19 protein-coding genes are annotated in these 18,606 nt (G+C 69.6%); 11 read left to right on the top strand and 8 right to left on the bottom strand.

From position 1 onward, the window contains the following. Window positions 1–28 precede the first annotated feature (28 nt). The 7 genes from FG385_RS06960 (at window position 29) to FG385_RS06990 (ending at window position 6,853) form a co-directional block, all read left to right on the top strand. Complete coding sequence (locus FG385_RS06960) at window positions 29–1,312, top strand: MFS transporter (protein WP_139095774.1); 1,284 nt, start codon at window positions 29–31, stop codon at window positions 1,310–1,312. Between the two features lie 289 nt (window positions 1,313–1,601). Then, window positions 1,602–2,711 carry an extracellular solute-binding protein gene (locus FG385_RS06965; protein ID WP_139095775.1) on the top strand — a complete coding sequence of 370 codons (1,110 nt, stop codon included), beginning with the start codon at window positions 1,602–1,604 and terminating at the stop codon, window positions 2,709–2,711. Next, window positions 2,704–3,564, top strand: a complete 861-nt coding sequence (locus tag FG385_RS06970; RefSeq protein WP_139095776.1) for an ABC transporter permease — start codon at window positions 2,704–2,706, stop codon at window positions 3,562–3,564. Before FG385_RS06965 ends, FG385_RS06970 begins: the two co-directional genes overlap by 8 nt. Then, window positions 3,561–4,367, top strand: a complete 807-nt coding sequence (locus FG385_RS06975) for an ABC transporter permease (protein ID WP_139095777.1) — start codon at window positions 3,561–3,563, stop codon at window positions 4,365–4,367. Before FG385_RS06970 ends, FG385_RS06975 begins: the two co-directional genes overlap by 4 nt. A 4-nt stretch (window positions 4,368–4,371) precedes the next feature. Beyond that, on the top strand, window positions 4,372–5,397 hold the full coding sequence (locus FG385_RS06980; RefSeq protein WP_139095778.1) for an ABC transporter ATP-binding protein: 1,026 nt from the start codon (window positions 4,372–4,374) through the stop codon (window positions 5,395–5,397). Then, window positions 5,394–6,083, top strand: coding sequence for a glycerophosphodiester phosphodiesterase (locus tag FG385_RS06985; RefSeq protein WP_139095779.1), 690 nt, complete (start codon window positions 5,394–5,396; stop codon window positions 6,081–6,083). Before FG385_RS06980 ends, FG385_RS06985 begins: the two co-directional genes overlap by 4 nt. Further along, entirely contained in the window at window positions 6,080–6,853 is a 774-nt protein-coding gene (locus tag FG385_RS06990) for an inositol monophosphatase family protein (protein WP_139095780.1), read from the top strand. The genes FG385_RS06985 and FG385_RS06990 overlap by 4 nt, the downstream gene beginning before the upstream one ends. Window positions 6,854–7,101: 248 nt before the next feature. Here the strand turns inward: FG385_RS06990 and FG385_RS06995 are convergent, their stop codons facing one another. The 7 genes from FG385_RS06995 to FG385_RS07020 form a co-directional block, all read right to left on the bottom strand. Continuing rightward, on the bottom strand, window positions 7,102–8,061 hold the full coding sequence (locus tag FG385_RS06995) for a hypothetical protein (RefSeq protein WP_139095781.1): 960 nt from the start codon (window positions 8,059–8,061) through the stop codon (window positions 7,102–7,104). Between the two features lie 172 nt (window positions 8,062–8,233). Then, window positions 8,234–8,998 (bottom strand): arylamine N-acetyltransferase family protein, encoded by a 765-nt coding sequence (locus FG385_RS07000; RefSeq protein WP_139095782.1) that lies wholly within the window; start codon window positions 8,996–8,998, stop codon window positions 8,234–8,236. A 33-nt stretch (window positions 8,999–9,031) separates the two neighbouring features. Continuing rightward, window positions 9,032–9,946 carry an MFS transporter gene (locus FG385_RS07005; protein WP_235022434.1) on the bottom strand — a complete coding sequence of 305 codons (915 nt, stop codon included), beginning with the start codon at window positions 9,944–9,946 and terminating at the stop codon, window positions 9,032–9,034. Further along, window positions 9,841–10,212 carry a hypothetical protein gene (locus tag FG385_RS34715; RefSeq protein ID WP_235022425.1) on the bottom strand — a complete coding sequence of 124 codons (372 nt, stop codon included), beginning with the start codon at window positions 10,210–10,212 and terminating at the stop codon, window positions 9,841–9,843. The genes FG385_RS07005 and FG385_RS34715 overlap by 106 nt, the downstream gene beginning before the upstream one ends. Window positions 10,213–10,316: 104 nt before the next feature. Further along, window positions 10,317–10,937 carry a superoxide dismutase gene (locus tag FG385_RS07010; RefSeq protein ID WP_139095783.1) on the bottom strand — a complete coding sequence of 207 codons (621 nt, stop codon included), beginning with the start codon at window positions 10,935–10,937 and terminating at the stop codon, window positions 10,317–10,319. A gap of 161 nt (window positions 10,938–11,098) precedes the next feature. Continuing rightward, window positions 11,099–11,755 (bottom strand): biliverdin-producing heme oxygenase, encoded by a 657-nt coding sequence (locus FG385_RS07015; protein ID WP_139095784.1) that lies wholly within the window; start codon window positions 11,753–11,755, stop codon window positions 11,099–11,101. Between the two features lie 37 nt (window positions 11,756–11,792). Beyond that, window positions 11,793–13,289: a glutamate--cysteine ligase family protein gene (locus tag FG385_RS07020; protein ID WP_139095785.1), complete on the bottom strand. Its 1,497-nt coding sequence runs from the start codon at window positions 13,287–13,289 to the stop codon at window positions 11,793–11,795. Window positions 13,290–13,496: 207 nt separating this feature from the next. Between FG385_RS07020 and FG385_RS07025 the strand changes: the two genes are divergently transcribed. From FG385_RS07025 to FG385_RS07040, 4 genes are read left to right on the top strand one after another with little or no spacing between them, the layout of a single operon-like run. Then, window positions 13,497–14,300, top strand: a complete 804-nt coding sequence (locus FG385_RS07025) for a TrmH family RNA methyltransferase (RefSeq protein WP_139095786.1) — start codon at window positions 13,497–13,499, stop codon at window positions 14,298–14,300. Between the two features lie 40 nt (window positions 14,301–14,340). Beyond that, a complete protein-coding gene (locus FG385_RS07030; protein ID WP_139095787.1) occupies window positions 14,341–14,964 on the top strand; it encodes a DUF2537 domain-containing protein in 624 nt (207 codons plus the stop codon). Window positions 14,965–15,021: 57 nt separating this feature from the next. Next, the gene (locus FG385_RS07035; protein WP_139095788.1) at window positions 15,022–15,948 is read left to right on the top strand and encodes an NAD-dependent epimerase/dehydratase family protein; all 927 of its coding nucleotides are present in this window, start codon (window positions 15,022–15,024) and stop codon (window positions 15,946–15,948) included. Continuing rightward, complete coding sequence (locus FG385_RS07040; protein ID WP_139095789.1) at window positions 15,945–18,122, top strand: glycosyltransferase family 2 protein; 2,178 nt, start codon at window positions 15,945–15,947, stop codon at window positions 18,120–18,122. The genes FG385_RS07035 and FG385_RS07040 overlap by 4 nt, the downstream gene beginning before the upstream one ends. On the opposite strand, the gene FG385_RS07045 is transcribed toward FG385_RS07040, so the two are convergent. Continuing rightward, window positions 18,026–18,502: a GtrA family protein gene (locus FG385_RS07045; protein ID WP_139095790.1), complete on the bottom strand. Its 477-nt coding sequence runs from the start codon at window positions 18,500–18,502 to the stop codon at window positions 18,026–18,028. The two genes, FG385_RS07040 and FG385_RS07045, sit on opposite strands and share 97 nt — an antisense overlap. Window positions 18,503–18,606 lie beyond the last annotated feature (104 nt).

Here is an 18,606-nt window from a genome sequence, read left to right on the forward strand (position 1 = left end):
CGCCGAGGATCCGCCGAACAAGCGCGGTATGTTCGCGTCGCTGCGCGTGCGCAACTACCGGTTGTTCTTCTCCGGTCAGGTCATCTCCAACATCGGCACCTGGATGCAGCGCATCGCGCAGGACTGGCTGGTGTTCCAGCTCTCGGGCAACAACCCGATCGCGCTCGGTATCGCCGTCGCGCTCCAGTTCGTCCCGACGCTGGCGTTGTCACTGTGGGCGGGCGTGCTCGCCGACCGGGTCGACAAGCGCAAGCTGGGCATCGTCATCCAGAGCGGGATGGGCCTGCAGGCGCTCGTCCTGGGGCTGCTCGACGTGAGTGGAGCGGTCGCGCTGTGGCAGGTGTACCTGCTGTGCTTCGTGCTGGGCATCTTCAGCGCGCTGGACGTGCCCACGCGGCAGGCGTTCGTCGCGGAGATGGTGGGGCGTAAGCAGATCCCGAACGCCGTCGCGCTCAACTCGTCGGTGTTCAACATGGCCCGGATCGTCGGGCCCGCGATCGCCGGGTTCGCGATCACCTGGGTCGGCACGGGCTGGATGTTCCTGGCCAACGCGGTCAGCACGCTCGCCGTGATCACCGGTCTGGCGCTGATGAATCCGGACAAGCTCTTCCGCGGCCCGGCCGTCGTGCGGGCGAAGGGGCAGTTGCGTGACGGGCTCGCCTACGTGCGCGGGCGGGCGGACCTGATGACGGTGATGGTGCTGGTGTTCTTCGTCAGCACGTTCGGGATCACCTTCTTCACGTCGCTGGCGATCGTGGCCGGCAACGTGTTCGGTACGCAGGCGGACGGGTACGGGATGCTGTCGACGCTGCTCGCGGTCGGCACGTTCACCGGTTCGCTGCTGGCGGCGCGGCGGGGCGCGAAGGGCAGGCCGCGGGTGCGACTGCTGCTGGCGGCCGCGTTCGGGCTCGGCGCGGTCGAGTTCGTGGCCTCGTTCATGCCGACGTATCTGGCGTTCGGGATCGCGCTGATCCCGCTCGGGTTCGCCACGATCACCTTCCTCAACACGGCGAACTCGCTGGTCCAGACCGCGGTCAGCGCGGAGATGCGCGGCCGCGTGATGGGGATCTACGTGCTCGTGCTGATCGGCGGCAACCCGATCGGCGGGCCGATGGTCGGCTGGATGGCTAGCACGTTCGGCGGCCGGTCGCCGTTCTACATCGGTGGCGCGATTTCGGTGCTGGCGGCGGTCGCCTGCGCGGCCGTGCTCGCGCGGCGCGGGGTCGCGACGGGCTACCGGCCCGCCGGGCTGCGTGTGCTGTTCTCCAGCGGACGCGTCGGCGCGGTGAGCCACGCGAAGCAGGTGCGCTAGCGGCCGAGCCGGAGGACTCCGCGGAGCAGTCCGGCAGGAGGTTGCCGACCTGATCGTGGCTCGCGTGGAGCCGGGATCTTCGTCGTTCTCGCCACGCTGGGCGACGACGGGCCTACCGGCGGTTCTGTCCACGGCAAGGGGCGTTGTTCCCTGGTAAACGGACCTTGCGCGGTAAAGCGCCGCCGATTCTTGCCGGTTGCCAGACAGCGGGTTACGAACTGAAGAATGATCACCGACCGTTGGTAGCGCGCTCTAGTAATGGCACAGACGCTCACGCAGGCTTGCGGCCGTGCGAAAAATTCTAGTTGCGGTCCTCGCTACTCTCTCCGCGGCGACCCTGGCCGCATGCGGCGGCGCGAGCAGCGGTTCCGGCGGCAGCAAGGAAATCAGGCTGTATGCCGACGGCGATGTCAACGTGCAGAGCCTGTGGCAGAACACGCTGATCCCCGCCTTCGAAAAGGCCGACCCCGGCTACACCGTCAAGCTCACCTTCGATCTGCACGGCCAGAACTCCACCACACAACTGGCCAAACTGGGCAGTGCGGTCAAGACGGGCCACGACTTCGGCTTCGACCTGATCGACTCGGGCATCACGACGACAGCGGCGTCGAGCGGCCTGCTGGCCAAACCGGACGCCGACACTTCCGCCGTCCCGCCGCAGTTGCTCGCCCCGGTGAACGGCATGGCGCTGCCCTACCGCGGCACGTCCGTCGCACTGGCCTACGACTCGGCACATGTGACCAGCCCGCCGAAAACGCTCGACGATCTGCTCGCCTGGATCAAGGCGAACCCCGGCGAGTTCACCTACAATTCGCCCAACAGCGGCGGCTCCGGCCAGTCGTTCGTGACCACCGTGCTGGACAAGTACGTGCCCGCCGACGCGCGCACGAAACTGGCCACGAGCTACGACAAGGCCGACGAGAAGTACTGGGCCCAGGGCCTGTCGGCGCTGAAGGACCTCGGCCCGTCCGTCTACCAGCACACCTACCCCAACGGCAACCAGGGCGTGCTCGATCTGCTCGGCAAGGGGACCATCTGGATGGCTCCGGTGTGGGTCGACCAGGCGCTGACCGCCAAGGCGAAGGGCACGCTGCCCGCCACCGTGAAGGTCACCCAGATCTCGGACCCGTCGTTCACCGGGCAGGGCGCCTACCTCGGCGTGCCGAAGAACGACACGCGGACCGCCGCGGTGAGCAAACTGCTGAACTTCCTGCTCACTCCCCAGGCACAGGCGAGCATCGTGGACGCGATGAACGGGTTCCCGGCGATCGACCTGAGCAAGCTGCCCGCGGGGGAGCAGGCCAAGTTCGACGGCATGTCCAACAACGACTTCCGGCAGCCGTACCAGTCCAATGTGAACAACGACCTGAACCAGCAGTGGCAGGCGCAGGTTGCGTAGCAAGCCGCTTTTACTGGCCTCGCCGCCGATCCTGGTGATCGCCGCGTTCATCGGCTTCCCGGTGGTCGCCGCGGTGCTCTACACTTTCGGATTCGGCGGCGGGCCGAACTCGGTGATCGCCGCGATCGCCCAGAACCAGCACCTCGCCTCGAGCGGCACCTTCGCCGCGTATGCCGAGGTGCTCGGCGATCCGCAGGTGCTGCGTGACCTGGTGGTGACCCTGGCCGTCACCGTGCTGACCGTGGTCGTGGTGCTGCTGCTCGCGGGCGCGATCGCGCTGCATGTGCGGCTGACCGGGAGCCGGACGGCGAAGCTGCTGGCCGCGCTGTCGGTGGTGCCGCTGTTCATCCCGGTGGTCATCGGTGCGTACGCGATCCGTGGTTTCTATGCCTCCGACGGGTTCTTCCGCACGTTCGCCGAGCACCTCGGCTGGAACGCGCCGACGCTGTCCTACACGATGGGCGCGATCACCATCGGGGAGATCTGGACCAGCGTGCCGTTCGGCGTGCTGCTGCTGACTTCCGGGTTCGCCGCGGTGCCCGATGCGCAGATCGAGGCGGCTCGTGACGCGGGCGCGTCGGTCGCCAGGACGGTCCGCGCGGTGATTCTGCCGATGAGCAGCACGTCCGTCGTCATTGTCACGACGTTCACGGCGATCAACGTGATGGGCAGTTTCACGGTGCCGTACATGACCGGGCCCGCGTCGCCCAACATGCTCGGCGTCACCATGACGAACTACTTCATCTCGTTCAACCAACCGCAGCAGTCCGAGGTGATGGCGATGGTGGTGTTCGTCGCCGCCGCGCTGATCGGCGTCTGGTACGTGCGGGCCAACGTGCGGAGCGCGCGATGAGGATCGCCGGCCGCGCCGCGCTCGCGCTGTGGGTCGCGCTGGTGGCGGTGTTCATGCTCGGACCGCTGGTATGGCTTGCCCTGCGGGCGTTCGTGACGTCCTGGCACTATCCGTCGTGGACACCGGACGGCTGGACCTTGCGGTGGTGGTCGTTCGTGTTCTCCGGCAACGACCTGTCGTCCTCCGTCGGGCTCTCGTTCACCTTCGCGCCGATCGTGACCCTGGTTTCGGCGGCGATCTGCCTGCCCGCGGCCTACGCGTTCGCGCGGTTTTCCTTTCCCGGCAGGCGCTTCCTGCTGGTGTCGCTGTTCGCGACCAACGCGTTCCCGAAGATCGGGCTCTACGTCGCGCTGGCGGGACTGTTCTACGGGCTGAACCTGATGACCACGTTCGCCGGGGTGGTGATCGTGCAGTTGCTGGGCACGATCGTGTTCATGACCTGGATCCCGTCCGCGGCGTTCGCGGCTGTGCCACGCAGCCTCGAAGAGGCGGCGCGCGACGCCGGGGCCGGGCCGCTCGGCGTGTTCGCGAAGGTGACGCTGCCGCTGGCGCTGCCCGGGATCGCGACCGCGATGATCATGTCCTTCCTTGCCGCGTTCGACGAGGCACAGGGCACCTACCTGGTCGGCGCGCCCACGTACGTGACCATGCCGACGAAGATGTACGAACTCGTCAACAACTATCCGGAGCAGGCGGCGGCGGTGTTCGCGATCCTGCTGGCCGTGCCGTCCACCGTGCTCATGCTGCTGGTCCGCAAGCACGTCATGGGCGGGCGGCTCGCCGCCGGATTCCAGCTGAGGTGAGGAAATGGCCGCACTGACCCTGACCGGTGTCACGAAGGAACTCGGTGGCCGGCGCATCATCCCCGGGCTGGATCTCAAGGTGGAGGCGGGCGAACTGGTGTGCCTGCTCGGCCCGTCCGGCTGCGGGAAGACCACGACGCTGCGGATGATCGGCGGGTTCCTGCGACCCGATTCCGGCCGGATCCTGATCGGCGACAAGGACGTCACCGCCGACCCGCCCGAACGGCGGCCCACCGCGATGGTGTTCCAGAACTACGCGCTGTGGCCGCATATGTCGGTGTTCCGGAATGTCGCGTTCGGACTGAAACTGCGGAAGCTGCCGAAGCGCGAGATCGCCGAGCGGGTGGAGCACGCGCTCGGCCTGGTGAACCTGACCCATCACGTGCACTCGTCACCGCACGCGATCTCCGGCGGCGAGCAGCAACGGGTCGCGCTGGCGCGGGCGCTGGTGCTCGAACCGAAGGTGCTGCTACTCGACGAACCACTGTCCAATCTGGATGCGAAGCTGCGGGTCAAGGTCCGTGACGACATCCGCGAGATCCAGCAGCGGCTGGGTATCACGACGGTCGTGGTCACCCACGATCAGGACGAGGCGCTGTCCATTTCGGACCGGATCGCGGTGATGAACGCGGGTGCGGTCGAGCAGTACGCCGGTGGCGCGGATCTGTACGCCCGCCCGGAGACCGGGTTCGTGGCGGAGTTCCTCGGCACGATGAACACGTTCACCGGCACACCCGCCGAGGCGGGAATCCTGGTGGACGGCCTGACCGTCCCATGCGCCGGCATCGGCCGAACGGTGGCCGAACCCGTGGAGATCCGGGTGCGGCCGGAGGATGTGCGGCTCACCCCGGACGGGCCGGGGCCCGCGGGGAGCGTCGTGCGCGAACTGCCCCGCGGGCACTACAAGGAGGTCGTCGTCGAAGTGGGAACCCTGCGGCTCCGGGCCTTCGTGGCCCCGGATTTCGCGCTGCGAGAGCCGCGCGTCCGGTTTGCGCGGGCGCTCGTCTACCGCGAAGGGCGGCTCGTATGAGCACGCTCGCGATCGCGCACCGCGGCGATCCGCACGGACATCGTGAGAACACCGTGCCCGCGGTGCTCGCCGCCCTGGAACAGGGCGCCGACCTCGTGGAGATCGATCTCGCGCTTACCCGCGACGGAACGGTCGTCCTGCTGCACGACCGCACGCTGACCCGGCTGTGGGCCCGTGATGTGCCGGTCGCCGACGCCGACTTCGCCGAACTGAGGCGGAACCGGCACGGGCGGTACGAGATTCCCGGCTTCGAGCAGGTGATGCGCCTGCTGGTCGCGGGTGACGGCGGGCTGATGGCGGACCTGCCGGTGCCCGCCGCCGCGGAACCCACGGCGGAGATCGTCGCCCGCTACGACGCTTTCGACCGGACGGTGTTCGCCGGGCACCTGGACAGCCTGCGGCGGGTGCGGAAGCGGTGGCCCGAGGCGCGGATCGCGCTGTCGTGGAACGAGCCGGAGTTACCGGCGGCGGAGTTGCTGGCCGAACTGAAGCCGGAGTTCTTCAATCCACAGTGGACGCTGCTGACGCGGGAGGTGGTCGAGCGTATGCACGAACTCGCGCTGCGCGTGTCGACCTGGACTGTGGACAGCCCGAGCAACATGGCGCGGATGCTCGAAATGGGGGTGGACGCGGTGATCACCAACCGGCTGCGGCACTTCCTCTCGCTGCGGGAGGAAGGCGAGTGAGCGAGTACCTGTACTTCGCGGAGGAACTCGCGCTGTGGGCGGTCGACCGGATCCGGCAGCGGCGGCCCGCGACGGTGTCCACGAAGAGCGGGCCCGCGGACTTCGTGACCGAGACCGACCTCGACGTGGAACGCGAGGTGCGGGCGAGGATCGCCGAACGCTACCCCGGGCACCGGATCGTCGGTGAGGAGTACGGCACGAGCGGTGGCGGGGAGCCGACCTGGTACGTCGATCCGGTCGATGGCACGACGAACTTCGCGCACGGCCTGCCGTGGTCGTCGTTCAGCCTTGCGGTCGCGGACTCGGCGGGCGCGCTCGCCGGAGTGGTGGCCGACCCGTCGCGCGGCGAGGTGTTCGGCGCGTCGCGGGGCGGCGGCGCCCGGCTCGACGGCAGGCCGATCCGGTGCGCGGACACCCGCGAGTTGCCCGGGGCGCTGGTGCTGACCGAATGGGCCGCCTGGCGGCCTTGGCCGGGGCAGAACGAGCTTCTCGCGGCGCTGGCGGCCGAGCAGTGCACGACGAGGGTGCTCGGTTCGTCGGCGCTGTCGCTGGCCAGCGTCGCGGCGGGGCGCGCGTCAGCGGTGGTGCTCGGCGGATACTCCACTTTGGACGTCCTCGCCGGGGTCCTGCTCTGTCGCGAGGCGGGATGCGCGGTGCTGGGCCGCGACGGCCGCGAGACCGTCCTACCCGCCGCAGGCGATGGCGGCCTGCTCGCCGCACCCCCCGCCCTCGCCCAGTCCATCCGCGAGTTGGGCTTCCGCCGCGGGTGAGTCCGGCTTTCGCGGGCTCCCTAGTGTCGTGTGATCCTGCCCGGTTTACGTTGCCGTGTTTGCCCGTAGGGTCGGTGGGTTTGTCCGCTGCGGTGTCGAGTTGGCTGGTCCGGTCGCTGACTGTGCCCCCGGCGACAGCGGCCGGCCAACTCGATAACGCCCCGAGCCAACTCAGCGACGCCGAGGGCCAACTCAGCACCCTGGCAAACAAACACACCCGCGCGCAAAGACAACAAGATCACGAAACACTAGTGCCCGAGCAGGCGGGGGAGCACCGCCCGGGCGATCTTCTCCAGCGAGCGCCGGTCGCCGGTGAACGCGAGTTCCTGTGAGGTGCCGTCGGTCAACCGCACCGCGACGAGGTTGTCCGTGATCAGCGCCGGCCGCCCGGCGAGGCTGAGCGGGAAAGCGCGCGGTGACACGGTGTCGGTATACGCGGCCTGGACACCGCGCACCATGCAGCGCCCGTCGATGTAGGGGCGGGCCGTGCCACCGAGTTCGCGGGTCAGCGCCGCGCACAGCTGCCACGAGATCATCGGCAACGGCAGGTCGGCGATCGCGGTCGGCGCCGGACGCTCGAGGGGGATCGAACCGTTCTCGCGGACCGGCGGGAGCGCGGGACCGGGTTTCGTCGTGGCCGCCACGACTTCCGACGCGATGGACTCGGCCAGCGTGTCGAGTGCCGGTGCGTCGCCGCGTAGTTCGACCCGCAGGTACGGCTTGATCTGGCTGGATCCCGGGGCGTCGGCGAGCCGCACGTCGAGCCGGCTGCTGACCTTGGGCGGCAGGTATTCGAGCTGAGCGGTATGTCCCGCGACCTCGGTTTCGCGCGGCTCCTGCAGGTTCGCCGGGCCGGAGTCGAGGGCGAGCGTGATGTCCGTGGTCGTCGTGACGATGTGGCAGTCCGCGCCGCGGACTTCGCGGAGTGCCTTGCCGCCGAGGAGCGCCTCCCACCGCGCCAGGCTCAGGGACTGGCAGAGCACCTGCCCGGCGGTGTCCGGCGGGAGAGCGGTCACCATCTCACCGGTCGGCATCGGCACCGGGCGCAACGCCGTGCCACCGTTGGACGGCCATTGGGCGGGCAGCGCGCGGGCGGCGGGAGGATGGTCGCTGTCGGCCTGGGCCCACAGGTAACCCGCGGCGGTGGCGACGCCGGCGAACGAGAAGAGCACCGCCAGCACGATCCCCAGTACGGTCGACGTCTTCACGCCCGGCAGGTTACCTACCGGTCGGGTCACTCGATCAGGGCGGTGGCGTTCCCCTTGCGCGACAAGATGAGGTTAGGCTAACCTCATCTTGTCCGCTTCGTGGTGGGAGCGGCAGTCAGTTCGGGAACGGGCGGGCCCCGTCGCCGGGAGAGATTCCGGTGGCGGGGCCCGGTCAGCCGAAAGCCCCGGCGACGGGAGCCGTCTCCAGGGAGATCCCGAAATACGTCCGGTACGCCTCGAGGACCTCGTCCGGCGAGAGCTCCCGCTCGACCCGCTTCCCGTCCACCGTCTCGATCAGCTGGTCGCCGGTCAGGGTCACCCGGCCCGAACTCGTCGGGAGCGTGCACAGCAGACCCTGGGTGAAATGCGAGTCCGGGGACGTCGCCTGCCACCAGCAGGACGGCACGAAGTCCTCGAGCTCCCGCGCCCGCTGCTCGAGCCGGTACGCGGGCTCACCGTTGTGCCGGACGTCGATGTCTCCGCCCGCGGCGTCGAGGAGCATGAACTCGCCTTCGGCGTCGGCCTGTGGCTCGCATGCGGCCAACCGCAACGGCCGCCGCGCGAACCGGCCGAAGCCGACGTCCGCCAGCCACGGTTCGTCGAGGTCGACGCGCAACGTCAGGTGATCGAACGGCGCGCCGAACCCGTCGCCGCCCCTCGAAACGCGCGCGGGCAGCAGCGAGACCGCGAACCCCAGTTCCCGCAGCAAAGCCGCGAACGCCCCGTTCAGTTCGTAGCAGAACCCGCCGCGCCGCCGCCGGACGATCTTCTCGACCAGCTTCTCCTCGTCGAGGACGATCGGCTCCCGCAGGTGCACGCTGAGGTTCTCGAAGGGAACCGTCGTGACGTGGCGCTCATGCAGGTCCGCCAGCGCTTCCGCGGTCGGCGCGGACGGCCGGGCGGCGCCGATCCGGGCGAGATAGCCATCGACATCCATACCGGTACATTCGCACCTCGACCAGGGTCGAGGTCAAGCCCCGCGGCGCCGCAGCCCGGCGACGGCCAGCAGTATCGCGACGGGCGCGCCGAGCAGACCGGCGAAGGCGAACGTGCCGCCGAGCCCGGCCGAGCCGATCACCGGCTGCGCGAGCAGCGGCGAGCCGAACTGGCCCAGGAACAGCGCCGAGGTCAGGAAGCCGAGCGCGCGGGTGCGGGCGCCGGGCGCGACCGAGGCGACCACCCACCCGTTCATGGTCGGGTTCTGCAGCCCGATTCCGAGGCCCACCACGAGCATGCCCAGCGCCGTCACCCACAGCGATCCCGCCAACCCGATCACGATCAGTCCGACGGCGTAGGCGGCGAACAGGGCGGCCGCGAGCCTGGGGAAATCCCAGCGGGCACGCAAGCGCCCGAAGGTGAGCCCGACCAGCGTCATCACCAGGTTCACCGCCGCGATCAGCGCCCCGGTCACCGCGGGCCCGGCACCGCCGACCTCCGCCAGCCAGAACGGCGCCTGCGTCGGGACGGTGTAGAACACCACGATCCCGACGAACATCATGGCGTACAGGCCGAGCAACCGGGGCGTCCACGGGTTCGCGTCCACGTTTCCGGTGGCGGCGTGGCGCACGCCGGGCTCCGGCACGTAGCGCAGCACCAGGACCACGAACGGCAGCGCCAGCAGGTAGATCCCGAACGGCCCGCGCCAGCTGAGCGCCGCCAGCAGCCCGCCGAGCAGCAGCGCGACCACGCCGCCGAAACCCATCGCCGCGCCCTGCCAGCCGAGCACGCGGCTGTGCTGTTCGGGCTCGTGCAGGTCGGCCAGTAGCGCGGTCGAGGTGGTCATGATCCCGGCGATACCGATGCCGAGCACGGACCGTCCGGCGAGCAGCCCCGGGAGCCAGTCCAGCACCAGACCTGAGCCGCCGCCCACGAGGTAGAGCCCCAGGCACGCCGCGAGCACCCGGACCCGGCCCACCGCACGCTCAGCCGCGCGAGCGGCGGTGCGGAGAGCATGATCGCCAGGCCCGGCAGGGTGAGGACCAGGCGGACGAGCAGTTCGGCCTGCGGCTGGGCGGCGAAATGCCGCTCCGTCTCCGGTAGGGCGGGCGTGATCGTGGCGCTCGCCATGATCGTCATGGTGCTGACGCCGAGCAGTGTCGCCCGCATCGCGCGAGGCCCGTGCCGCGTGCCCGCGATCGCCGTCGATGCCATGGCGACGACGCTAGGACTTCGAGTCAAGTCGAGGTCAAGTCCTGCCGGCGGCAAGAAACGGGGCCCTTCCCGATCGGAAGGACCCCGTTGCCGTAGTCGTGTTTCTACAGCAGCAGGCCGTTGCCGCCGGAGACGGCGTTGTCGAACCGCTTGCTGACCTCGGCCCAGTTGTAGATGTTCCAGAGCGCCTTGACGTAGTCCGCCTTGACGTTCTTGTAGTCCAGGTAGAACGCGTGCTCCCACACGTCCACGAGCAGAATCGGGACGGTCGGCAGGATCAGGTTGTTGTGATGGTCGCGCAGCTGCTGGGTGATCAGCGTCTTGCCGACCGGGTCCCACGACAGCGCGGCCCAGCCGTTGCCCTGGATCGTGGTGGCGACCGCGGTGAACTGCGCCTGGAACTTGTCCCAGGAGCCGAACGCGTCGTCGATCGCCTGCGCGAGCTCGCCGGTCGGCTTGTCGCCGCCCTCGGGGGAGAGGATCTTCCACCACACGACGTGGTTCGCGTGGCCGGCCAGGTTGAAGGCCAGCGTGGTCTCCAACCCGACGATCGAACCGAAGTCGCCCTTGTCGCGCGCGTCGGCGAGCTTGTCCAGGGTGTCGTTCGCGCCCTTGACGTAGGCGGCGTGGTGCTTGCTGTGGTGCAGCTCGTTGATCTGAGCGGAGATGTGCGGAGCCAGGGCGCCGTAGTCGTAGTCCAGATCGGGAAGCTCGTACCGGGCCATCAGCCCTCCTTCTTCGTGTGCGCAAAATCCCTGCGCTACCAACCTAGTAGCAACCGTATCGGGTGGCTAACCGGGGACGGAGCGTGCCAAACCCCGGGAAGATACCCGCCGCAAGCCTGCAATCTCCAGTTTGCTTCAGGTCAATCCGCGTGTGCGGGTGATCACGCGCCGGCTTCGGCGGCGAGGTCGGCGAGCACCGCGACGTTGAACTCGAAGGCGACGAGCGTCTCGGTGACGATGCGCTGCCGTTCGGCTTCGTCCCACGGTGCTTCGTCGAGCAGGCCGCGATAGCGCTTGCGGAAGGCCGGGACGCTTTCGAGGTCGAAGTGGTAGAAGAGCGCACCGGGCCCCTCGACGCCGTACGTGCGCGCGAGCAGGCCCCGCACCGCCTGGCCACCGGCGAGATCGCCGAGGTACCGGGTGTAGTGATGCGCTACGTAACCGCCGGGCCAGTCGAACGCGACCGTTCGGATGCGACGGACGTAGTCCAGCGTCGCCGGGACCGGCTCGATCCGCCCGGCCCAGCCCGGCCCGAGGAAGAACTCCAGATCCGCGGCGAGCGCGGGGACGCGCCGCAACTCGTCGAACACGAACGCGCCGCCGACCGGGTCGCCAGCATGGGCGTCGGAGGCTTCTTCGATCGCCTGGTAGATGAAGTGGTACTGGGCCACGAGGCTGGCGTACGCCGGCAGCGCGAGCCTGCTGCCGAACAACGCGTCCATGAACGCCGAGTTGTGCGCGCGTTCGTGCACGTCCCGAGTGGACTCGCGCAGTTTCGTGGAAAACGGGGTGTACGCCGCTGTCACGGGAGCCGCCATGATCCGAGCGTAAGGGAGTACCCGCGGTTAGGCTAGCCTAATCAACCGGCCAGGTGTGTACGGGTTGCTCGGTGGCGGCAAGTGTGAGATAGCGGGAGAACATCCGGGCGAGGGCCGCGTCGCGGTCGCAGCCGTGCCGCTGCGCGAGTTCCACCGCCTCTCGCTGCCATGAAGCGCCGTTGCGTTTGGCGAGGCAACGCTGCTCGATCACGCCCAGATACCGGTTGATGGACTCCTCGGACACGTCCGCGGTGCGCAGGCCCCCGTACGCCAGCGGCAGCAGCACGCGCAGGGTCAGTTCGTCGGGCGGGATCCAGCCGATGCCCGGCCAGTACAGCTGCGCGTCGAACCCGTTGCGCGCGCCCGCGTACAGGTTCTCCTCGGCCGCCTGGAACGACATTCGTGTCCAAAGAGGACGTTCGGCTTCGGCGAGCGCGCGCTGGGCGCCGTAGAAGAACGCGGCGTTCGCCATCATGTCGAGCACCGTCGGGCCGGCCGGCAGCACGCGGTTCTCGATGCGCAGATGCGGTTTCCCGGCCACCAGGTCGTAGACCGGGCGGTTCCAGCGCCACACGGTTCCGTTGTGCAGCCGCAGTTCGGCGAGCTTCGGCGCCTGCCCGGAATCGAGGGTGTCGACCGGATCCTCTTCGTCGGTCTCGGGCAGCAGGCCGGGGAAGTAGCGGACGTTCTCCTCGAACAGATCGAAGATCGACGTGATCCAGCGCTCGCCGAACCACACCCGCGGCCGCACACCCTGGTTCTTGAGCTCCTCCGGGCGCGTGTCGGTGGCCTGCAGGAACAGCGGGATCCGCGTTTCGTGCCACAGCGCCTTGCCGAGCAGGAACGGCGAGTTCGCGCCGATCGCCACCTGCACGCCCGCCAGGCACTGCGCCGCGTTCCAGTGCGCGGCGAACTCCTCCGGCGCGACCTGGAGGTGCAGCTGGAGCGAGGTACAGGCGGCCTCCGGCAGGATCGACTCCGAATGGGTGCGGAGCCGTTCCGGCGCGTGCCCCGCCAGCTCGGCGCCGTCGAGGGACAGCGTCACGTCTTCCCCGCGGGCGGCGAAGATCTGGTCGTTGAGCATCGTGTAGCGGGTGCTGTTGGTGAGCCACTTCTGATCGAAATGGTCGTGGGTGAGTGTCGGCAGGATTCCGATCATCGCCAGCCGCGCGTTGGACGCGCGGGCCTTCTCCGCGGCCGAGGCGAGGTAGTCGCGCAGATCGCGTTCGAGCGCGATCGCCGAGTCGCCGGCCAGCGGCCTCGGCGGCACGTTGAGTTCGATGTTGTGCTGGGAGAGTTCGGTCGTGAACGAGGGATTGTCCAGTGCGTCCAGGACCTCCTGGTTGGTCATCGACGGGCGCATCGCGTCGTCGACGAGGTTCAGTTCGACTTCGAGGCCGATGTGTCTTCGCGGAAAGGAGAATCCGCCGTCGGTGAGCATTCGGCCCAGCGTGTCGAGGCACCGTTGGACCTTGCGACGGTACTTGGCCCGGTCGCGTGGGGTGAAGCCGTCAGCCGAGAGATCCTGGCCCATGCCTCCTGCTTCTTTCGTCCGGGTCCATCGCGGGGTTTGGGCGGTGTTTGGCCCGGCGGACAACAGTTACACAACAAGGCTGCGGGGGCTATCGGCCAAACTGGTGCTGTGGCGGTTGGTGGGCTCCGCACGTGCAGATCATGCTCCGTTCGTCGTAGCGGTACCCACCTCGTTCGGTCCAACCGCCCCGGGGCCAGACTCGTTCCTGTGGCGCAACGCATCCATGTCGAGCAGGCCGGCGATCCGCGTGTCGACGATTTTCGTGAATTGTCGACAGCCGACCGGCGGCCGGACCGGCCCGGCGGTCGCGGGTTCGTCATTGCCGAGGGTACGGTCGTCGTCCGGCGCCTGCTCGCGTCCGGTTACCCGGTCCGGTCACTGTTAGGCGTCGAGCGCCGGATCGACGAGCTGGCCCCGGATCTGGCCGGGGTCGACGTGCCCGCGTACATCAGTTCCGCCGAGGTGATGGCCGAGATCGTCGGCTTTCACCTCAACCGGGGTGTGCTCGCGGTGGCCGACCGGGCGCCACGGCCCGCCGTCGCGGACCTGCTGAGGACATCCAACGTCATAGCGGTGCTCGAAGGGGTCGGCGACCACGAGAACCTGGGCGCGCTGTTCCGCAACGCGGCCGCGCTCGGTGTCGGCGGCGTCGTGCTCGGCCCCGGCTGTTCCGATCCGCTGTACCGCCGGAGCGTCCGGGTGTCGATGGGCAACGTCCTCCGGGTCCCGTTCGCGCCGCTCGAACCGTGGCCGGATGGGCTCGCACTGGTGAAGAGCAACGGTTTCCGCGTGGCGGCCCTGACGCCGAGGGCGGATTCCGTGCGGCTGCGTGATCTTGCCGCGGCCGGTGGGAAGGTCGCGTTGCTCCTGGGTTCGGAAGGTCCCGGGCTGTCCGAGGAAGCGCTTTCCGCGGCCGACGTGGCGGTCCGGATCCCGATGGCCGACGGGGTGGACTCGCTCAACGTCGCCACCGCGGCCGCGGTCGCGTTCTACGAGTTCGCCGAGCGGTAAGTTACTGGCATTCGAACGGGCCGGATGGGGAGGCACACGCGTGGAGCTGCGGATCCGCGGGGAGCGGGCCGTGCTGAGAGGGCACGGTGGGGCGAACGCGCGCGAGATCGATCCGCACAGCCTCGCACTCGGTGCCGAACTCGCCGACGCCTTGCACGAATGGGCGAGGGTCGCCGCCGCCGTCCGCCGCGCGGCCGAAAAGGGCGGGCAGCAGGGGGAAGCCGCACCGGTCGTCTCGCGGCGCGGTCAGCAACTCGCCGGACGTGTCGCGACGGTGATGGGCACGCCGGTCCACTTCGTCGACCCGGTGACCGACGAGGTGGTCGTGGTCCCGCCGGCCGCCGCGGAGCAGGCGGAACCCACGCTGGCCCGGCGGTTGTTCGGACCAGTGGAGATCGGGAACGAGCCGACCCCCTGGGGTACCGGTCTCGTGGTCGCCGGGTTCGTCGCGACCGTGGTGATCACCGCGATGCTCGCGCTCGCCGCCGCGCTGGCGGAGGAGACCGCGGGCTGGGTGGTGCTGCTGGCGGCGGTCGTGGTCACGGCGGGCCTGGCGCCTTCGCTGTGGCTGGCGCGGCGCCTGCCGATCGTGCGCTGGCTTGCCCTCGGCGCCGCGGCCGGCTGCGTGCTCGCGTGGTTCGGGGTCCTCGCCTACGCCTTGTAGAACGCAGAACAAGTCCCGGTGAGGGCGTGCTCAGAGTGGGTGGTTAGGTTGCTGGGCATGTCGGATGACTGGTTCGGTCGCCGGGTCGTGGTGACCGGTGGCAGCGGGTTCATCGGCCGTGCGGTGGTGGCCGCGCTGTGCGAGCGCGGGGCGGCGGTGACGGTGGCCGACCGCGAGCCGTTTCCCGACACTCCCGGCGTGCGATCGGTGGCCGGCGATCTCACCGACCCCGAGGTGCGGCGCGAGGCCGTGGCACCCGGCACGACGGCGATCGTGCATCTCGCGGCGGTGACGTCGGTGCTGGGGTCGGTGGACGCCCCAGTACGCACCTTCGACGACAACGTGGCGGTGACACAGGGGTTGCTCGAGCTGGCGCGGGAGCGGGCGGTAGCGCGGTTCGTGCTCGCGTCGACGAACGCGGTGACCGGCAACGTGGGTACGAGCACGATCTACGAACAGCTGCCGTTGCGGCCGCTTACCCCGTACGGGGCGACGAAGGCGGCATGCGAAATGCTCATGTCCGGGTACGCGGGCGCGTACGGGCTGGGCACGTGCGCGTTGCGGTTGACCAACGTCTACGGCCCGGGAATGTCGCATAAGGACAGTTTCGTGCCGCGGCTGATGCGCGCCGCGCTGTCCGGCGACCGGGTACGGATTTACGGGGACGGCCGGCAGCGGCGCGATCTGGTGCACGTCGACGACGTGGTCGCCGCGATGCTGGCCGCGGTCGAGACCGACTACAGCGGCACGGCGATCGTGGGGTCGGGCCGGTCGGTGTCCGTGCTGGAACTGGTGGCGGCCGCGCGAGAGGCGACCGCGTGCCCGCTGCCGGTCGACCACGTCGAGGCGCCGGCGGGCGAGATGCCCGCCGTGATCGTGGATACCTCCCGCGCCGCCGAGGCGCTCGGCTACCGGTCCCGGGTCGGGCTGACCGACGGGCTGGCGAGCACCTGGCAGTACTTCCGGGAAACGGGACCGGCATGACGGCGTCGTTGCGGCGGCACTGGCTCATCACCGTTCTGCTGGTGGCCGGGCTCGTGCTGCGAGTGCTGGTGTGGCTGGCTTATCAACCGGCACTGCTGTACATCGACTCGTTTCGCTACCTGGAAAACCTGACGGCGATGCGGCCCGATCAGCTCAACCCGATCGGCTACGACCTGATCCTGCGGCCACTGCTCGCGGTGGGTGACCTGGCGTTCGTGGCCGCGGTTCAGCATGTGCTGGGGCTGGCGCTGGGAGTGGCCCTGTATGCCCTCGCCCGCCGGCTGGGCGCGAGGGCGTGGGTCGCGGCGCTGGTCGCGGTCCCGGTGCTGCTGGACGGTTACCAGCTGCAGATCGAGCAGAACATCATGGCCGAGGTGTGGTTCGACGCGCTGCTCGTCGCCGTGCTGTGGCTGTTGCTCGCTCGCGGTGTGCCGGGCTGGCGGAGCGCCGGTGTGGCCGGGCTCCTGGTGGGATTCGCGGTGCTGGTGCGGCTGATCGGGATCACCCTGGTCGTGCCGTTCGCCGTGTACCTGCTGCTGGCCGGCGGCTTGCGGGTGGGCTGGCGGCGCATCGCCGCACGAACCACGGCGGGACTGGTCGGTTGCGCGCTCGTGGTGGGCGGCTACGCCGCGTATTTCGCTTCGGTGACCGGGTCCTGGGGGGTCTCGACCTCGTCGGGCAACGTGCTCTACGGCCGCGCCGCCGTGGTGGCCGACTGCGGCGAGTTGAAGCTGGACGACACGCTGCGGGCGCTATGCCCGGCGGAACCGCTCGGCCAGCGTCAGGGAGTCGACTACTACGCGCACCTCGACACGGTGCCCGGATGGCCTCCGGTGCCGGTTCCCCCGGGGGAGACGTCGCAGCAGCTGATGCACGAGTTCGGGATGGCGGTGGTGCGCGCGCAGCCCTGGGACTTCGCGCGGGAGGTGCTGGGCGACTTCGCGAAGGGGTTCGCCTGGTCGAAGACCACGTCGCCCAATGACGTGCCGGTGGAGCGCTGGCAGTTCCAGACGACGTACCCGACGTTCGACTTCACCGACGCGTCCAGCGTCACCCGGCCGCTGGACGGTGTCGATCCCTCCGTCGATCCCGCGCTGGCGGGCTTCCTGCGCGGTTACCAGCTCAGCGTCGGCTACACGCCGGGCCCGCTGCTGGCCGCCGCGGGGCTGCTCGGGCTCGCCGGGCTCGCGCGCCGCCGCGGAAGGTTGCGCGGGGCGGCGCTGCTGACCACCGGCAGCGCGCTGGTCCTGCTGGGTGGCGCGGCGGTGTTCGAGTTCTCCTGGCGTTACCAGCTACCGGGCCTGGTGCTGCTGCCGCTGGCCGGGGCGATCGGGTTCACCGCGCTCACCCGCTACCCGAAGCTCGATCCGTTCCCGGATGCGGTGGACAGCGCGTCCCTGGCGGCATTCCACCAGCGGTACGGGACACCCCGGCTGGCGGAGGTGACCGTCGTGATCGCCGCCTACAACGAGGAGAACGGGCTCGGGCCGGTGCTGGACGCCATGCCTCGCACCAGTCACGGCATGGACGTGGACGTGCTCGTCGTGGTGGACGGTGCCACCGACGCGACCGCCGCCGTCGCCGAGCACGGCGCGTACGTATGCGCCGCACCGCGCAACCGGGGGCAGGGCGCCGCGCTGCGGCTGGGCTACCAGCTTGCTTCCGAGCTCGGGGCCCGGTACGTGGTCACCACCGACGCCGACGGCCAGTATGACAACAGCGAGCTTCCCACGCTGCTGGCGCCACTGCTCGAGGGCACTGCGGACTTCGTCACGGGCTCTCGCCGCCTCGGCCACGAGGACGCCGACAGCCGGTTGCGCTGGCTGGGGGTGCGGGTGTTCGCGCTGCTGGCGTCGATCCTCACCCGGCGCCACCTGACCGACACCTCGTTCGGGTTCCGCGCGATGCACGCCGATCTCGCCCGCGACGTCACCCTCGCCGAACCCCAGTACCAGTCCTCCGAACTGCTGCTCGGGGTGCTCGCCCGCGGCGCGCGGGTGGTGGAGCTGCCGATGACGATGCGGCTGCGGAAGGCCGGCAAGAGCAAGAAGGGCCGCAACGTCGCCTACGGTGCGAACTACGCGCGGGTCATGCTCTCCACCTGGTGGCGCGACCACATCCGGAAGACCACCCGGTCCAGCAGCGCGAACTTCACCGCGAAGATCACCACGTAGCTGGCAAGGTACGCGGCGTCGAGCACCACGACCGACCAGACGTGCGGCAGCGCGAGCGGACCGATCAGCCATCCGGTGAACGTGGTCAGGCCGACCGAAGCGAGGCCGCCGGCGGCGATCACCGCCACATACGGCAGCGTCTCCCCGACCATCCGGGGCCGGCCCCGGCGTCCCCACGCCCAGCGGCGGCTCAGCAGATAATTCGGCACCGCGCCCGCGAGGAAGGCCAGCGTGCTCGCCAGTGCCGGGCTCGCATGCCCCCAGCCGAGCAGGGCGAGCAGTGTTATCTGGGACACCCCCGTCGCCAGTACGGAACTCGCCAGTGCCCTCGTGATCCGCCCCAGCACTCGTGGGCCGCCGTCGTGCAGAACCGTGGCCATGCGCTCATCTTTCCCCGCGCCCCGGCTCGGCGGCGGGCGGGGTTGCTTTCTCAAAATGATCTCAGGAACTTCTTGGCTTTCTCTTAACAAACGTCAAGTTCACG

The sequence above is a fragment of the Amycolatopsis alkalitolerans genome (assembly GCF_006152065.1).
Taxonomy (GTDB): Bacteria; Actinomycetota; Actinomycetes; order Mycobacteriales; family Pseudonocardiaceae; genus Amycolatopsis_E; species Amycolatopsis_E alkalitolerans.

Excerpts from the sequence above, each read along its gene's own strand:
- FG385_RS07000 (WP_139095782.1), bottom strand. The coding sequence starts at position 8,998 with ATGGATGTCGATGGCTATCTCGCCCGGATCGGCGCCGCCCGGCCGTCC.
- FG385_RS06980 (WP_139095778.1), top strand. The coding sequence starts at position 4,372 with ATGGCCGCACTGACCCTGACCGGTGTCACGAAGGAACTCGGTGGCCGG.
- FG385_RS06985 (WP_139095779.1), top strand. The coding sequence starts at position 5,394 with ATGAGCACGCTCGCGATCGCGCACCGCGGCGATCCGCACGGACATCGT.
- FG385_RS07015 (WP_139095784.1), bottom strand. The coding sequence starts at position 11,755 with ATGGCGGCTCCCGTGACAGCGGCGTACACCCCGTTTTCCACGAAACTG.
- FG385_RS07020 (WP_139095785.1), bottom strand. The coding sequence starts at position 13,289 with ATGGGCCAGGATCTCTCGGCTGACGGCTTCACCCCACGCGACCGGGCC.
- FG385_RS06975 (WP_139095777.1), top strand. The coding sequence starts at position 3,561 with ATGAGGATCGCCGGCCGCGCCGCGCTCGCGCTGTGGGTCGCGCTGGTG.
- FG385_RS07040 (WP_139095789.1), top strand. The coding sequence starts at position 15,945 with ATGACGGCGTCGTTGCGGCGGCACTGGCTCATCACCGTTCTGCTGGTG.
- FG385_RS07045 (WP_139095790.1), bottom strand. The coding sequence starts at position 18,502 with ATGGCCACGGTTCTGCACGACGGCGGCCCACGAGTGCTGGGGCGGATC.
- FG385_RS06960 (WP_139095774.1), top strand. The coding sequence starts at position 29 with ATGTTCGCGTCGCTGCGCGTGCGCAACTACCGGTTGTTCTTCTCCGGT.
- FG385_RS34715 (WP_235022425.1), bottom strand. The coding sequence starts at position 10,212 with ATGGCATCGACGGCGATCGCGGGCACGCGGCACGGGCCTCGCGCGATG.
- FG385_RS07010 (WP_139095783.1), bottom strand. The coding sequence starts at position 10,937 with ATGGCCCGGTACGAGCTTCCCGATCTGGACTACGACTACGGCGCCCTG.
- FG385_RS07035 (WP_139095788.1), top strand. The coding sequence starts at position 15,022 with ATGTCGGATGACTGGTTCGGTCGCCGGGTCGTGGTGACCGGTGGCAGC.